Origin of the sequence: Mesorhizobium norvegicum, from assembly GCF_004919685.1 — a bacterium.
Lineage (GTDB): Bacteria > Pseudomonadota > Alphaproteobacteria > Rhizobiales > Rhizobiaceae > Mesorhizobium > Mesorhizobium norvegicum.
On record NZ_SMYZ01000003.1, the window covers coordinates 82652 to 97461 of the forward strand.

General features: G+C 64.7%; 16 protein-coding genes and 1 pseudogene. 7 read left to right on the plus strand and 10 right to left on the minus strand.

Features of this window, described 5'->3' with window-relative positions:
- Both FCU66_RS01555 and FCU66_RS01560 read right to left on the minus strand, forming a co-directional pair.
- Positions 1 to 801, minus strand: a complete 801-nt coding sequence (locus tag FCU66_RS01555) for a lysophospholipid acyltransferase family protein (protein WP_136620346.1) — start codon at positions 799 to 801, stop codon at positions 1 to 3.
- 127 nt (positions 802 to 928) lie between these two features.
- Positions 929 to 1831, minus strand: coding sequence for a LysR family transcriptional regulator (locus FCU66_RS01560; RefSeq protein WP_136620345.1), 903 nt, complete (start codon positions 1829 to 1831; stop codon positions 929 to 931).
- Between the two features lie 95 nt (positions 1832 to 1926).
- On the opposite strand from FCU66_RS01560, the pseudogene FCU66_RS01565 reads away from it, so the two are divergent.
- Both FCU66_RS01565 and FCU66_RS01570 read left to right on the plus strand, forming a co-directional pair.
- Positions 1927 to 2037: pseudogene (locus tag FCU66_RS01565) on the plus strand (DUF1348 domain-containing protein); the annotation flags it as partial.
- A gap of 46 nt (positions 2038 to 2083) precedes the next feature.
- The gene (locus tag FCU66_RS01570; RefSeq protein ID WP_136620344.1) at positions 2084 to 2734 is read left to right on the plus strand and encodes a pyridoxamine 5'-phosphate oxidase family protein; all 651 of its coding nucleotides are present in this window, start codon (positions 2084 to 2086) and stop codon (positions 2732 to 2734) included.
- Between the two features lie 4 nt (positions 2735 to 2738).
- Here the strand turns inward: FCU66_RS01570 and FCU66_RS01575 are convergent, their stop codons facing one another.
- The 3 genes from FCU66_RS01575 to ftsE all read right to left on the minus strand — a co-directional run bounded on the left by FCU66_RS01575 (position 2739) and on the right by ftsE (position 5185).
- Positions 2739 to 3464, minus strand: coding sequence for a YdcF family protein (locus tag FCU66_RS01575; RefSeq protein WP_136620343.1), 726 nt, complete (start codon positions 3462 to 3464; stop codon positions 2739 to 2741).
- 73 nt (positions 3465 to 3537) lie between these two features.
- Positions 3538 to 4533: a cell division protein FtsX gene (locus FCU66_RS01580; RefSeq protein ID WP_136625391.1), complete on the minus strand. Its 996-nt coding sequence runs from the start codon at positions 4531 to 4533 to the stop codon at positions 3538 to 3540.
- The gene (ftsE, locus tag FCU66_RS01585) at positions 4526 to 5185 is read right to left on the minus strand and encodes a cell division ATP-binding protein FtsE (protein WP_010911739.1); all 660 of its coding nucleotides are present in this window, start codon (positions 5183 to 5185) and stop codon (positions 4526 to 4528) included. The genes FCU66_RS01580 and ftsE overlap by 8 nt, the downstream gene beginning before the upstream one ends.
- A 192-nt stretch (positions 5186 to 5377) precedes the next feature.
- Here ftsE and FCU66_RS01590 point away from each other — a divergent pair, with 192 nt between their 5' ends.
- From FCU66_RS01590 to FCU66_RS01600, 3 genes are all read left to right on the plus strand, one after another.
- Positions 5378 to 6022, plus strand: a complete 645-nt coding sequence (locus FCU66_RS01590; RefSeq protein WP_136619729.1) for a hypothetical protein — start codon at positions 5378 to 5380, stop codon at positions 6020 to 6022.
- Positions 6023 to 6046: 24 nt separating this feature from the next.
- The gene (hpt, locus tag FCU66_RS01595) at positions 6047 to 6589 is read left to right on the plus strand and encodes a hypoxanthine phosphoribosyltransferase (protein WP_136619730.1); all 543 of its coding nucleotides are present in this window, start codon (positions 6047 to 6049) and stop codon (positions 6587 to 6589) included.
- 75 nt (positions 6590 to 6664) lie between these two features.
- Positions 6665 to 7036 (plus strand): response regulator, encoded by a 372-nt coding sequence (locus tag FCU66_RS01600; protein ID WP_168991995.1) that lies wholly within the window; start codon positions 6665 to 6667, stop codon positions 7034 to 7036.
- On the opposite strand, the gene FCU66_RS01605 is transcribed toward FCU66_RS01600, so the two are convergent.
- Positions 7037 to 7984, minus strand: coding sequence for a DMT family transporter (locus FCU66_RS01605; protein ID WP_168991996.1), 948 nt, complete (start codon positions 7982 to 7984; stop codon positions 7037 to 7039). It abuts the gene before it with no gap.
- A gap of 225 nt (positions 7985 to 8209) precedes the next feature.
- On the opposite strand from FCU66_RS01605, the gene FCU66_RS01610 reads away from it, so the two are divergent.
- Positions 8210 to 9091 carry a LysR family transcriptional regulator gene (locus FCU66_RS01610; RefSeq protein ID WP_136619732.1) on the plus strand — a complete coding sequence of 294 codons (882 nt, stop codon included), beginning with the start codon at positions 8210 to 8212 and terminating at the stop codon, positions 9089 to 9091.
- Here the strand turns inward: FCU66_RS01610 and FCU66_RS01615 are convergent.
- The 3 genes from FCU66_RS01615 to FCU66_RS01625 form a co-directional block, all read right to left on the minus strand.
- Entirely contained in the window at positions 9070 to 9441 is a 372-nt protein-coding gene (locus tag FCU66_RS01615) for a glyoxalase superfamily protein (RefSeq protein WP_136619733.1), read from the minus strand. The genes FCU66_RS01610 and FCU66_RS01615 overlap by 22 nt on opposite strands.
- 51 nt (positions 9442 to 9492) lie before the next feature.
- Positions 9493 to 12090: a TIGR02302 family protein gene (locus FCU66_RS01620; protein WP_136619734.1), complete on the minus strand. Its 2598-nt coding sequence runs from the start codon at positions 12088 to 12090 to the stop codon at positions 9493 to 9495.
- 117 nt (positions 12091 to 12207) lie between these two features.
- The gene (locus tag FCU66_RS01625; protein WP_136619735.1) at positions 12208 to 13149 is read right to left on the minus strand and encodes a threonine/serine dehydratase; all 942 of its coding nucleotides are present in this window, start codon (positions 13147 to 13149) and stop codon (positions 12208 to 12210) included.
- 50 nt (positions 13150 to 13199) lie between these two features.
- Between FCU66_RS01625 and FCU66_RS01630 the strand changes: the two genes are divergently transcribed.
- Positions 13200 to 13502: an ArsR/SmtB family transcription factor gene (locus FCU66_RS01630; protein WP_136619736.1), complete on the plus strand. Its 303-nt coding sequence runs from the start codon at positions 13200 to 13202 to the stop codon at positions 13500 to 13502.
- Between the two features lie 32 nt (positions 13503 to 13534).
- On the opposite strand, the gene lysA is transcribed toward FCU66_RS01630, so the two are convergent.
- Positions 13535 to 14803, minus strand: a complete 1269-nt coding sequence (gene lysA, locus FCU66_RS01635) for a diaminopimelate decarboxylase (RefSeq protein WP_136619737.1) — start codon at positions 14801 to 14803, stop codon at positions 13535 to 13537.
- Positions 14804 to 14810 lie beyond the last annotated feature (7 nt).

Genomic DNA, 14810 nt, shown 5'->3' on the forward strand with positions numbered 1-14810 from the left:
TCAGACTTTGGTTCTTGCAGCCGCGTCCAACTCTTGCAGCCTTTTCACCGCTGTCGGCGGCAAGGCAGGTGGGTTCGGGCCGCGCGCCGCATCAATCAGGAACTGGTCGCAGGCAGCCTCGGTCTCGCCGATCAGCCGGGCCATGAATTCGTCCTTGCTCAGTCCCGGTGGAATCGGCGGCAGGAACCGCGCTTTGATCGTGCCGGGATAGCGCAGGAATTTCCGCCGCGGCCAATAGAGGCCGGCGACATGGGCAACCGGCACCACCGGAATGCCAAGCTGCGTATAGATTTCGACGATGCCGTATTTGTAGGCCGGCTCGTCGCCCGGCGCGCGTCTTGTACCTTCGGGGTAGATGATGAGCTGGCGGGGATTGCGGGCCATCTCCTCCTTGGTCGCGGCGACCACGGCCTTCAGCGCCTTCGAACGGCTGCCGCGATGAACCGGGATCATGCGCATCTTCATGATGTACCAGCCGAAGAACGGGATCCAGGTCAGCTCGCGCTTCAGGATGTAGAGCGGGTCCTGGAGGAAGGGGAAGAAGGCGATCGCATCCCAGAACGACTGGTGCTTGGGCGCCAGGATGAAGGAGCCTTCGGGCAGGTTTTCCTGGCCGGTGATGTCGTTCTTCGTTCCGGCGATCTTGTCATAGAGCCACATCGAGGTGCGCGACCAGAATTTCGGCACGAACCAGGCGCGGTGACGAGGCGACAGGAAATAATAGGGAGTCCAGAGGATCATCTGGACGATCAGGTTGACGTAGAAGACGAAATTGAACGTCAGCGATCTGAAATAGAGCATTGGGGGGAGGCCCGGTGAGGAGGTGAGCGTTGGTTACACCAAGCGCGGGTAAAAAGGAAATGGCCGCAGGTCGCTCCGATCGGCGAAGACGAGCGATCCGTCGATCTGTCGATCGGTCCCGGTTCCGCTACATCAGTCGCGCCAATCGCTCCTTCAGGCGCGGGGCGGCAAAATCGAGGAATGCGCGCAGCTTGACCGGCAGCAGGCCATGGCCCGCATGCACCAGGCTTACCGGCCATGGCGCCGGCTCGAACTCCTGCAGCAGGACGCGCAGCGTGCCGAACCGCTGCGCGGCTTCGATCTGGTAGGAAAGCACCCGTGTCAGCCCGACGCCGGCAATCGCCGCATCGATGGCCGCTTCGGCGGTGTTGACCTGAAGCCGTGAGCGAACCTGAATCGGGATTTCGGCCTTGCCCCTGGTGAAGCTCCAGGTGGCGGCGGAAGCAAGCCTCTCGAAGGTGATGCAGCTGTGTGTTTCGAGATCTTCCGGGGTCGTCGGCGTGCCGTGTTCGGCCAGATAGGCGGGGCTGGCGCACACGACGCGGCGGATCGCGCCGACGCCAATGGCGACCAGGCTCGAATCGGGCAACTGGCCTATGCGGATGGCGAGGTCGAAATGGTCCTCGACCAGCTGGGTTATGCGGTCGGCCAATGTCAGGCGGATGTCCACGTCGGGATAGGCGGCGAGAAAGCCGGTGACCACCGGCAGCACGTGCAGGCGGCCAAAGACGACCGGCGCGGTGATGGCCAGTTCGCCGGTCGGAGCACAGTATTCGCCGGCTGCCGTGCGTTCGGCCTCACCGACATCGTCGAGGATGCGGCGGCAGGCGGCAAGATAGGCCTGGCCGGCATCGGTCGGCGTCAGCCGGCGCGTCGAGCGATTCAGGAGGCGTGTGTTCAGATGGCGCTCGAGATCGGAAATCTTGCGGCTGACCGTCGCCAGCGGAATGCCGAAACGGCGGCTGGCCGCCGAAAGGCTGCCGGCCTCCACCGCGGCGACAAAGAGCGACATGGCTTCGAGACGATCCATAGCTTCTTCCGAAAAATGGAAGGATAGGTTACGAATATGCCATCTGCATTTGAATGATGGAAGGCTCTATATTCGATGCGTCGGCCTGCCTGCACGGGCCGATGCGTCTGCGCATCGCCAGCATCAACGACCTGCCGATCGGCGAGGCTGATCGCAAGTATAATTGGCCGGTCGGCCGGCGGCCGGACGATCACCCAACATTGTAGGAACTGGGGCTTTAGAGCAATTCCCGTTCCGGGCAAGGAGGTTTTGATGAACGCGCATGCTTTCACCAGCGACGTCGCCTTTACACCGACGGTCAAGGCGATCCAGGCCCGCAAGGGCTCGCGGCAATCCTATGCCCGCGTCGAGGAGCGTGGCGGCTGGCAGGCCGTCATCACCCCTGACCTTGCCGCCTTCATCGAGATGCAGACCAGCGTCTTCCTGTCGACGGCCAATGGCGATGGCCAGCCCTACATCCAGCATCGCGGCGGGCCGGCCGGCTTCCTCAAGGTGCTGGATGAACACACGATCGGCTTCGCGGATTTTTCCGGCAACCGGCAGTTCATCACGCAGGGTAACCTAGCCGACAATCCGCAGGCCTTCCTGTTCCTCATCGACTATATGCATCGCCAGCGCATCAAGCTCTGGGGCACCGCGCGCGTCGTCGAGAACGATGCCGAGCTGATGGCGAAGCTGATGCCGCAGGACTACAAGGCGCGCCCCGAGCAGGTCATCCTGTTCACGGTCTCGGCTTGGGATGCCAATTGCCCGCAGCATATCCCGCAACGGTTCGAGGCGGCCGACGTGGCGGCTGCTCTCAGTGAGCGCGACAGGCGGATCGAGCGCCTTGAACAGGAGATCGCACGGCTCAAGGGGAACTCAGGCGCTGCCGCCGGGGCGGGCGCGGCCGCCGAGGAATAATGGTTCAGCCGCCGGCTGCGGTTTCGGCCAGCGCGATGCCGTCGGGCGTCGGCTTGACCGGCACGATGCCACGCGCCAGCGCCAGCAAATATTTGTTGTATTCGGTGAACAGCACGCGCAATGCCCGCGGCTTGGTCAGCCAGCCGCCATTGTCGAGGTTGGAATTGACCACCGGATAGGGCTCAAGCTTGGCGCCATGCAGCAGCCGGCCCATCTCCAGCAGGCTGCGCGGCATATGGTAATTGTTGGTGACGAGAATGACCGTGCCATAGGCGTGGCTCTCCACCCATTTGGCGCTTTCCTCGGCATTGCCGATCGTGTCGAGCGCGGCGCGGTCGATGTCGACGCAGCAGGAGAACAGCCTGATGTCACCACCGGTCGCCGCCTGCAGCTGGCGACGGCTGGCGGAAGGATGCACACCGCTGATCAGCAGCCGCTCGCCCTTGCCGGACGCCAGCAGATCCATCGCGGCGTCGAGGCGGGACTGGCCGCCGGTCAGCACGATGATCGCGTCAGCCTTGGCCGGATTGGCGGGCGTCGTCAGATGGCTGACCTTGTTGGCGAACCAGCCGAAGCCGCCGGCAAACAAAGTTGCGAGGATGAGTACAGAGAGAGCGGACAGGCGCAACGCAGCCCTTAGACGGCTCACCGTGCGGCGGTCATGCGAACGGGCCACCACCACTGGCATCTGCCCAGCCGTCCCGGTCGAATCCCGCGCGTCCATCGCCATATGGTTAACCCTGAAATGCGGCCTTGGGTAGGTAAAAGACGCACTTTGCGTTACGTGAATTCTCCATCCGTGATCACCCTGCATCCGGTTGGCGGACATCGATGTCGCTGAGATAGGCAACGACGGTGGCGTGGGACGTCGCAGCCGTAAGCCCGCCGATCACCAGCACCATCAAGACGACACCGAGATAGCCCGCCGACCCTATGGCGAAATTGCCGAACAGGGCGGTCGCCTGGTCGGCCTGTGGCGTCGCCATGTTGCGCGACGACCACCAGGAAAAAACGATGAAGACGAGCACCGCCGCCGCCCCGCCGGCCGCCGCTCCCTTCATGCCGGTGACCAGGAAATGCCGGCGGAATTCGCGTGCGATGAATTGTGCCTCGGCGCCGACGAAATGCAGCACCTCGATGATGTGGCCGTTGCCGGCCATGGCGCCGCGCGTCGCGAACACCACCGTCAGCACCGTCGCCGACAGCATCAGCGCCAGCACGGCGATGCCGATGGTCACCGTGGTGCGGGCCATGGCGACCAGCCGGTCGACCCAGGTGCGGTGATCGTCGAGCGATGCGCTCGGCAGTTTCGGTGTGATCGCGGCGCGCATGGCGGCGAAATCGGGGGGGCTGCTCTCGTCGATGGTGACGATGATCAGGCGCGGCACCGGCAGCTCGTCGATGTTGAGGCCTGAACCCAGCCATGGCTCCAACAGCCTTGCGGTCGCCTCGCGATCGATGATCTTGGTTGCTTTGACGCCGGGAAACTCGCCGGCAATCTGCGAGGCCTGGGCAAGGGCTGCCTCCATGTCGAGGCTTTCGACCGGCTTGACCTGGATCGTCGCCTCGCGCGAGATCTGGTTCTCCCAGACGGACGCGGTGTCGCGCACCAGCGTCACCGCGCCGAAGGTCAGGCAGGACAGGAAGGTCATGATGGCGATGACCAGCACCAGCGCCCGGCCAGCGATGTTCTGCGCCGGCACGATCGGCGCCATCCTGCGCTGGGCGCGCGGCTTTGCCTCGGTCGCCTCGGCGTCCTGCTCTCTTTCCAAAAGATGTTCGGCGGACAGTTCAGTCATAGATGTCCAGCCTTCCGCCGGCCAGGATCATGCGGCGCGCGTCGACCTGTTCCATCAGGCCGAGGTCGTGGGTGGCGATCACCACGGCTGTGCCCAGACGGTTGAGCTCGATGAACAGCCGCAACAGGCGTCGCGCCAGCGGCGGATCGACATTGCCGGTCGGCTCGTCGGCCAGCAGGATTTCCGGCTGCTCGATCAGCGCACGCGCGATCGCCGCGCGCTGCTTCTCGCCGCCGGACAGCACCGGCGGCAGCACATGCATGCGCTCGCCCAGCCCGACCCACTTCAACAGCTCGGTGACATCGGTGCGGTAGCTCGCCTCCTCGCGCCCGCGCACGCGCAGCGGCAGCGCGACGTTCTCGTAGGTGGTCATGTGGTCGAGCAGGCGAAAATCCTGGAACACCACGCCGATGCGGCGGCGCAGATGCGGCAGTTCGGTGCGCGAGATGCGCGAACGGTCCTTGCCGAAGATGGTGATCAGCCCGCGCGTCGGCTTCAGCGACATGAACAGCAGGCGCAGCAAGGTCGTCTTGCCGGCGCCCGAAGGCCCGCTGAGGAACTGGAAGGAGCGCTCCGGAATGTGCAGGGAGATGTCGCGGAGGATTTCCGGACCCATGCCATAGCGGAGGCCGACATTTTCGAAACGAATCAATTTCGGCGACCTGAAATTCGGCACGGCGGCGAGCCGGCCTGTTCTGGGTAAAGACCATCGGCCGGCATGGTTAACCGGCGGTTAATTCCTGGGCTCTTTCGGCTCGTCACGAGGGCTCCGGTGGGGAAGCGTTAACCATTTGTGTTTACGCAAAAGAAACGAAAAGCGAACACGTGCTGCAATGCTGGGGCCATGATGGCTGACGATCGAACCGCGCGCCCGGTTTCCGGCGAAATCATGACCGATCCGGCGGCAATTGCCGCTACGGACCGGTTCATGCGTGATTCGGCTGCCGACATCGTCGATGCCGACTACATGGTGATGCCGCGTCTTGTCCCTGCCGTGGAAAGCGTTTCGCCGTTGCCGCGTGCGATCGTGACACCGCCCATCGAAGGCATGGACATGCTGCGCAAGCCCGAGGCCCCAGCGGAACGGCCGCCAGCCTCGCGCGGCGGGCCGATCTTCTGGATCGCCGGCATTGGCGCCGCGTTGGCAGCCTTCTGGGTTTCCGGCGGGCACGCGCTGGTGCGCCAGGCGCCGTTCCTGTCCGGCGCGCAGCCGTCGGCGCTCAGCATTTCAGGTGTCACATCGCGCGTCGACGCTTCCGGGCCGAACCCCGCGCTGTTCGTCGATGGCGAGGCCGCCAATGATGGCGCGAAACCGGTGCAGCTGCCGCCGCTCGAAATCCGGGTGACCGGCAATGATGGGCGCACAACCCGCTATACGTTGGGGACATCCGGCCGCGCGCTGGCGTCGGGCGAAAGATTCGGCTTTGCCAGCCGGCTCGACGTGCCTAAGAACGGCGTAAGGACCGTTTTGGTCACTTTCGCCCAATAGGCGATCACCGGGGAAAGACCATCAATGCCCATCGTACGCGGCAAGGACATCGAAGTCCTGTTTTCGGCATCGGCGATCGCGCGGCGCAATCTCGAGCTCGCCAAGGAGATTGCCGGCCACGACTATCACGATCTGCTGGTGATCTCGGTGCTGAAGGGCTCGTTCATCTTCGCCGCCGATCTGATCCGCGCCATGCACGATGTCGGCCTGTCGCCCGAGGTCGAGTTCATCTTCATCTCCAGCTACGGCGCCGGCACCACCAGCGGCGAGGTGAGGGTGCTGCGCGACATCGACAATGAGGTCGCCGGCCGCGACGTGCTGTTGATCGACGACATTCTCGAATCGGGCAAGACGCTGAGTTTCACCCGCGATCTGATGTTGTCGCGGGGCGCCAAGAGCTGTTCCATCGCCGTGCTGCTCGACAAGCGCATGCGCCGCCAGACCGCGCTCAATGCCGACTATGTCGGCTTCGACTGCCCCGACTATTTCGTCGTCGGCTACGGCATGGACGTTGCCCACGCCTTTCGCGAGCTACCCTTCGTCGGCATCGTCAAGGGTGATGTCTAAGCGACTTTCAAAAAGGCCTGCCGACCCTTCGCGCCTTCAGGAAAAGTCAACTTTTCAGCGCCAAATATGCCGGCCATGGCAAAGCTTCTGATCGTCGAGGACGATGAGTCCGTCCGCACCCTGGCCGCCCGCGCGCTTGAGCGTGCCGGGCACACAATCGATATCGCGGCGGACGGCGCGCAAGGGCTTTCGCTGATCCAGGCCGCGCGTGGCGGCTACGATCTTGTCGTCTCCGACATCCGCATGCCGGAGATGGACGGCATCGAGATGGCGATCGCGGCGGCAGCGCTCTTCCCGGCGTTGAAGATCATGCTGATGACCGGCTATGCCGACCAGCGCGAGCGCGCCGAGGAGTTGAACGGCATCATCCTCGATGTCGTGCAGAAGCCTTTTACACTGGCCGAAATCCGCTCGCGCGTCGAACGGGCACTGATCTGCTTCGCTTGATCAGGCTGGATCGGCAGCGGTGAGCACGGGTGGAGTGCTCTTGCGCCGTTCGGTGTTGAGCGCCAGCAGGCCGGCGCCGATGATCAAGGCAGCACCGATCGCGGTCGTCGACCGCGGCACCTCGGCGAAGAACAGGAAGCCCCACAGCGGCGACCACAGGATGCCGGTATATTCGAAGGTGGCAACGCGGTTGGCCGGCGCCATCCGGTAGGCCTGGGACAGAAGGATCATGCCGGCCGAAGCGACGAAACCGCAGGCCGCCATCTTGAGAAAATCCGGCAGCGTCGGCCACAGCCAGGGCCGCACCAGGAATTCCAGGCTCGGGTGGACGGCGTGGGTTATGCCGGCAAGGTGAAACGCGCCGGCCACCACGGCGGCGCCAATCAGATAGGCGCCGTTCTGATAGAAGGCCATGACGGTGGACGATTCGGTGTCGCCGATCTTGCGGGCCATCAGCTGCGAGAAACCATAGAGCGCCGCCGAGCCCAGCGACAGCAGCGCCGCCCAGTCGAACAGCCCGACGCCCGGGCGCAGCATCACGAGGACGCCGAACAGCCCGATCAGCACGGTCGCCAGCGTCCGCCAGGAGACGCGTTCGCCAAGATACGGCCCGGCCAGCGCCATGATGAACAGCGGCGCCATGAAATAGAGCGCCACCGCATCGGCCAGCGGCAAAGCGGCGATGGCCAGATAGTACACCGTATAGGAGGTGAACTGGATGAAGGCGCGCACCGTCAGCATGCCGAATCGCTTCGACAGGATCGCCCGCAAGCCGACATCGGCATGGACCAGAAAGATCAGGATCGGTAGAGCGACGATCGAGCGGATCGCCATCACCTCGGTCACCGGATAACCGCTCGACACGGCTTTGACGAGCGGATCCTGCAGCGAGAAGACCAGCACGCCCAGACACAGGCTCAGGATGCCGCGCACCATCCGGTTCTGCATGAGGATTCCAGGCTCCAGTACCGCGCCCCGCAAGCACGCTTGCTGCAAGTGAAAAAAGAACCCGCCACCGTTTCGGGCAGCGGGCACGAGTGAGGACTCTTGATTGGTCCGCGGCTGATTTCGCAGCCGCATATCCAATGGGTAAGGCCACTATCATCCTGCGTTTGACATGTTGCAAACGAATTGGAATGATGCCAGCAATCAAATTTCCTTATGGCGGATTTCATGCGACCGACCCTCGACAGCGACCTCCTGCGCACCTTCGTGGCGATTGCCGACACCGGCAATTTCACCAAGGCGGCGGAGCAGGCCGGTCGCACCCAGTCGGCGGTGTCGATGCAGATGAAGAAGCTCGAAGAGCTGATCGGCGACAGCCTGTTCGAGCGCGGTTCGCGCGGCGTCGCGCTGACGCGGCGCGGCGGCGAACTCATCGTCAACGCCCGCCGCATCGTCTCGCTGCTCGACGAGACGTCGGCGTCGATGGCGGCAGCGCCGCTCGGCGGGCCGGTGCGCATCGGCATTCCCGAGGAGTATGGCCACGCCATCCTGTCGCGCGCGCTCGGCGCTTTTTCGAAGCGCCACAGGCAGGTCGAGGTCACCGTGCGTTATGCGCATTCGGGGGCACAGATAGCCGCGCTTGCCGCCGGCGAACTTGATCTGTGCGTGGTGTTCGAATGGCAGGATCCTGCCGGCGGCGAAGTGCTGATGCACGACCCGACCGTGTGGGTGACGTCGACCCTGCACCACATGCATGAGGAACAGCCGGTGCCGATCGCACTCTACAACCGGGCCGGCTGGTGCAAGGACTTTGCCATCAAATCGCTGGAGCAACGCAATCTTGCCTATCGTGTTGCCTATACCAGCGACACCACCGGCGGCCTCAAGCTCGCCGTCACCTCCGGACTGGCGATCGCGCCGATTTCGCGCAGCAACATTCCCAACGGCTGCCGCGAACTGACGGCCGCGGACGGGTTCGGCGCCATCGATGCCTCGAATGTGGTGATGCACCGCAACCCGAATGCCTCCGGCGAGGCGATCGACGGCATGCAGGAGGCAATCCGCGATGCATTCGTCAACAGGCTGAATCAGCCGGCGGCATCCTCGTAGAAATGCAGGCGGTTGCCGAATGGGTCGGCGACCGATACCTCGCGGGTCTTCCACGGCGTCTCTTCCAGGCCCGGCCTGGCGAAGCGGTATTTCTTGCCGATCAGTTCGCCATGCAGTGCGGCGATGTCCTCGACCTTGATGCGCACGGCAATGCCAGGCGCGCCATCGCCGTGATGTTCGCTCAGATGCAGGACGCAGGCGTCGCGGCCGACCGCCATGTAGAGCGGCGCGTTGTCGTCGAAGCGATGCTCCCACTGCACCTCGAAGCCGAGGAAGCCGACATAGAATTCACGCGCCTTGGCAATGTCGAAGATGCGCAGGATGGGCGTGACGGCGCCAAGTTTGGGCATAGTGGTGCAACCGTTCGAGAGCGTTTTCGGGCGGGGTGGAGGCGGCAATCCCTATTTCAGCTCGAGCAGCCGTTCCAGGTAGCTGCGTTCGATGTCGGGGCTGAGCGCATTGCCGAGCCGTTTACGGATCGCTTCCAGAATCTGACGGGCGCGCTGCACGTCGATCTCGTCGGGCACCTTCACCGAATCGCCGAAATCGGGACCCTGGCTGGCGCGCGGCCGGCCGAGCGGATCACGATCGGCGTTCTGCTGGCGGCCGCCTTCCTCGCTGCCGCCCTGGTCGCCTTGCATGGCCTGCATCTGCTTCATCATGTCCTTGGCGCCCTTGCGCAGCGCTTCCAGCGCCCGGCCCTGATGGCCAACGGCCTCGTCGCCTTCGCCCTCGCCGAGCGCCTGTTCGGCATTGCCCATGGACTTGCCGGCCTCGCCAAATCCTTCATTGGGCTCCATGCCCATGCCTTCGAGGCCCTTCTTCAGCTGCTCGAGGTCGCTTTTCAGCTGGCCCTGGCCCTGCTGCAACTGCTTCAGCGCGTCGGCGAATTCCTGGGGCGTCATCGGCTTTTGCCGGGCGAGCGGGTCGCGGTCCTCGCCGACACCCGGCTTGTCCTCATCCTGGCTGTTGCCTTCGCCGAGCTGCTCGTCGCGGTTCTGTCCGCGCTGGCGCTCGCCGCGCTGCATCTGGTCCATGCGGAAGGTGTCGTTCATCATCTCCTGCTGGCGCCGCAGGATCTCGCCGAGCTTGTCCATCTGCTGGCGCATCTCGCTGTCCTGCTGACCGCCTTGCTGCTGACGGCCGGCCTGCAGATTGTTCATCATGTCCTGCAATTGCGACAGCAATTGCTGGGCCTTGTCGCGGTCGCCCGACTTCGCCAGATTCTCGATCTGGTCCATCATGCGGTCGATGTCGCTCTGGCGCAGCTCCTGGCCGTTCTGCTGCATCTGCGGAGCGTTGGGATTCTGCTTGGCGCGCTCCGCGAATTCCTGCAGGAACTGGTTCATCGCCTCGCGCAGTTCCTTCATCGCCTTTTCGATTTCAGCGTCGCTGGCGCCATTCTTGATGGCGTCCTGCAGCGCCTGCTGCGCCTGGCGCAGCCGCTTTTCCGCGGCCGAGAGATTGCCTTCCTCGATGCCGAGCGCGATTTCCCAGAGATAGGAGACCTCGCTGCGCAATTGATCGTCGCTGTCGGCCATCTTCAGCCGGCTGCGGGCGCTCATGATGGCGAGGTAGTGGGACATGTTGTCGAACGTGTCTTCCGGCCGCAGCGTGATGGCGTCCATCAGGTCGAGCACGCGCGGCTTGGCGTTGGCATCGAGCGCCAGCAGGCGGCGCTGCTCGATCACCGCGCGCGCCAGCGGATTGGCGAATGGCCGCTCCGGCATCAGCAGCGTCTTGGTCTCGCTTGATGCGGTGTGCCCGGCATCGTCGGTGGCAACCAGCGTCAGCTTGATGCTGTTGCCGGCCCAGACATGCTCGGTCAGATCCTTCGAGGTCCTGGCGGCGTTCGACTTGCCACCACGACGCGGCAGCGTCAGCGGCATTTCAGGCGGACCATAGAGCGGATGTGCATTGGGCGCCCGCGGATCGGCAAGCGCGAACACCGCCTTGGCGGTGGCGGCACCGTAGTCGTCGTCGATCTGGTAGTTGAGTTCGAAAGCGCCGTTGGCGGCGCGCTTCGGCTCGCCGACGAAGCGGATCTGCGGCGGCTTGTCCGCTATGACCGCGAAGGCCCAACGGCCGAGCTGGTCCTCGCCCGATGTCAGCGTCAGCGTGCCGTCGCTGGTCAGCTTGCCGGTGAATTGGCGAACTTTGGACGGCGTCGTCGGGCTTGCCGCCGGCTTCGCCGTGGCGGCGGCCTGCGGGCCGGCCGGGTCGATGGCGCGGGAATTGCCATTCTTGTCGGCATAGCCGAGCGTTTCCTCGCCTGAGCCGCCGGTCACGCGCAGCGAGACGTCGCTGCCTTCGGGAACGGTGAAGGTCGGCGTCGCCTGGTTGGCGTCGGCGGTCAGGAAGATCGGCGGCTTGCCGGTGTAGGCCGGCGGCGTCACCCAGGCGTCGATGCGCGGCGGCACGGCATCATGCGCGCCATGGGCATTGAAGCCGTCGCTGATCCTGCCGCCCGTCGGCCCGAAGGAGAAGGCGAAGGCGGTAACGAGCAAAAGTGCCGCCACCGCACGCAGCCCCCAGGGGTCGCGTTCCGGCACGCGCGTGCGCGGCAGGTCGGCACCAAGGCTGTCGAGCTTTCCGGCCATGCGCTTCTGGTGTTCGCGCCACAGTGCCTGCGAGAAGCTGCTTTCCCGGCCGCTTGGCCGGTCGGTCTGCACCAGCACCGGGCTGTGCAGCAGTTGGTTGGCTGCCTCGATGCGGCGGTCGACTTCGGTAGCGCCCGGCAGGCGGAAGAAGCGCAGCGGGTAGAGCGCGGCCAGCGCCGCGATGGCGAATGCGGCGACGAGGCCGATGCGCGCCATGTCCGGCAGCCGGGAGAAGAGGCCGAGCCAAGAGACGGTGAGGAACAGGCTGGCGACGATGACGAGCGGAAGCAGCAGTGGCCAGCCACGCTCGACCATCATCGAGACCCGCGTCGCCAGCCGGCTCAAGGCAAGGCGCCCGGCCAGGCCGCGATCGCTGCTGAAGGTGGGTCGTTCCGTCATCGGCCCTTCCATGGGTTGGGCAAAATAGCCCAAGCCTCACGACTCGAAGAATACCAGCAAACACGGCAAAGGCGAGGCCGTTTGGAAAAACGTGAAGCCGGCCCGAATGGTTTCAGGTCAGAACGTGGCGGGGTTGGCATTGGCGCCGCAGACCAGCACGGCGACACGTTCGCCCGGCGCCGGCGCATAACGGCCGGACAGGACTGCGGCAAAGGCGGCGGCGCCGCCCGGCTCGGAGATGATGCGGACCCGGTTCCACAGCGCCTTCTGCGCGGCGATGATGTCGTCGTCGCTGACCAGGATCGAGCGTTCGACAAAGGCCTCGGCGATCGGGAACATCATTTCGCCGACGCGCTTTGGCGCCAGCGAATCGGCGGCGATGCCCTCGGCCGGCGCGTCGACGGGCTGTCCGGCCTCGAAGGCACGGTAAAGCGTCGGTGCCCCTTCCGGCTCGACGGCGATGATGCGGATGCGGCCGGCAAACCAGGCAGCGATGCCGCCGATCAGGCCGCCGCCGCCGACAGCGACCAGCAGCGTGTCGATCTCAGGCAAGTCGCTCTCGATTTCCAGCCCGAGCGTGCCCTGGCCGACCAGCGTTTCCTCCTGGTTGAAGGCATGGATCTGCAAGGCGCCGGTCTCTTCGGCGAAACGCTCGCTGGCGGCCAGCGCCTCGGCATAGCGGGCGCCGCCAACGATCAGCTCGGCGCCGTAGCTGCGGATCCGCTCCAGCTTGGCCGGCGGACTCACCTCGGGAACGAAGATGGTCGCCTTGTGGCCAAGCCGCATGGCGGCATAGGCGACGGCCGCGCCATGGTTGCCGCCGGATGCGGCGACGACACCGGCCTTGGGAACCGCACGCTCCAGCAGGTTGGTAAAGGCGCCGCGCGCCTTGAACGAACCGGAATGCTGCAGGCATTCGAGCTTCAGGTCGACCGTCAGCGGCGCGCGGTCGAAGTCGGCCATGTCGACGCGCAGCACCGGCGTGTGGCGCACATAGGGGCGAATGCGCGGTTCCATCGCGGCAATGCGCTCGCGTGTGACGGTATTGCCCTGCGACATGGTGATCTCCTCGGGATTGACAGCAATTAGTAACTTGGCAAAATGGCTAAATGCAAGAGGTTGATGTCTTCAAGGCGATCGCCAACGAACGCAGGCTGCAGATCCTCGACTGGCTGAAGGATCCGCGCGGGCATTTCCCTGCCCAAGCGGATGGCGATCTGGTCGAGGACGGCGTTTGCGCGCTGCTGATTGCCGAAAAACTCGGCATCACGCAAGCGACGCTCAGTGAGCATATGCGCGTGCTCACCCAGGCCGGACTGCTGCGCGCCAGGCGCATCAAGCAATGGACATTCTACCGCCGCGACGAGGACAGGATCGCCGACGTCAGGGCGGTCATCCAGAGCCGGCTGTAGCGTTGCCGGCAGGTATCCTGGCCGAGCAGCCTCTATGCAAGCCAGTCGGGTAGCGAATCCAGCCCGATCAGATCGTCATAGGTCAGGCGCGGACGCACGACGTGGAACCGGTCGCCGTCGACCAGCACCTCCGGCACCAGCAGGCGGGTGTTGTAGGTGCCGGCCTGCACCGCGCCATAGGCGCCGGCGGTGGAAACGGCAATCAGGTCGCCGGCCTTCAGCCTCGGCAGATCGCGATCGAGGCCGATATAGTCGCCGGTCTCGCAGACCGGGCCAACCACATCGACCATCATGCGCGGCGTGTCGGCCGGCGGCTGCACGACCGGACGGATGTCGTGGAAGGCATCGTAGAGCGTCGGCCGGATGAGATCGTTCATGGCGGCGTCGACGACGAGGAAGTTCTTGGCGTCGCCCTCCTTCACGAAGATCACTTCCGAGACGAGGATGCCGGCATTGCCTGATATCAGCCGGCCCGGCTCGAACATCACCTTCAACCCGAGCTTGGTGACATGCTTCCTGACGATCTGGGCATAGGCATCGGGGAGGGGCGGCGGGTTGTTGTCGACGCGATAGGGAATGCCGAGGCCGCCGCCGAGGTCGACATGCTCGATGGCATGGCCGTCGGTGCGCAACGCGCCGACCAGATCGACAAGCAGGGCGAAGGCGTCGTCGAAAGGCTGCAGTTCGGTGATCTGGCTGCCGATATGGGTGTCGATGCCGGTGATCTTGATGCCGGGAAGCTTTGCCGCGCGGGCGTAGACCTGGCGCGCCTTCTGCCACGGGATGCCGAACTTGTTCTCGGCCTTGCCGGTGGAAATCTTCTTGTGGGTTTTGGCGTCGACGTCGGGATTGATGCGCAGCGAGATCGGCGCCACCTTGCCAAGGGCGGCGGCTCGCGCCGACAGAAGTTCGAGTTCTGGCTCGGACTCGACGTTAAAGCAGAGGATGCCGGCGGCAAGGGCGAAGTCCATTTCGCGCGCGGTCTTGCCGACGCCCGAAAACAGGATCTTGCCGGCCGGAATGCCGGCGGCCAGCGCCCGGCGCAATTCACCTTCCGAAACCACGTCGGCGCCGGCGCCGAGCTTCGCCAGCGTCCGCAGGACGGCCTGGTTGGAATTGGCCTTCATGGCGTAGCAGACCAGCGCGTCGAGCCCGGCAAAAGCCTGCGCAAACACCCGGTAGTGTCTGGTCAAGGTGGCCGTCGAATAGCAGTAGAACGGCGTGCCGACCTGTGCGGCGATATCGGGGATCGCCACGTCCTCGGCATAGAGCACGCCGTCGCGGTAGTCGAAATGGTTCACGAGAGTG